Origin of the sequence: Rahnella sp. PAMC25617 (genome assembly GCF_050606005.1) — a bacterium.
GTDB lineage: Bacteria > Pseudomonadota > Gammaproteobacteria > Enterobacterales > Enterobacteriaceae > Rahnella > Rahnella variigena.
The window spans coordinates 1-230 of sequence record NZ_JBOCUM010000324.1; the positions used below are offsets into that span (position 1 = coordinate 1).

Annotated in this window: 1 protein-coding gene; it reads left to right on the plus strand. The window is 62.2% G+C overall.

Going from position 1 to position 230, the window contains the following annotated elements:
- Positions 1–40: 40 nt before the first annotated feature.
- Positions 41–230: hypothetical protein (locus ACM615_RS24465; RefSeq protein ID WP_431012720.1), on the plus strand; the 190-nt coding region annotated here is incomplete at its 3' end.

Genomic DNA, 230 nt, shown 5'->3' on the forward strand with positions numbered 1-230 from the left:
GAACGACTTTGGGCTGGCACGAGGAACGTCGGCAGCTCTAGTGTCGGCACACCTCAAGCCCGGGGTCTCCGAGGAGGAACTGACCGGGGCTGTCGATGAGATCATCACCGAACTCGCCGCCAACGGACCGAGCCAGGCCGAGCTAGAGCGAGCGCGCGCCCAGGTGGAACGAAGTTGGTTGGAGTCGTTGGCTGTTGTTGACGAACGGGCTGACCTACTCAATATGCACG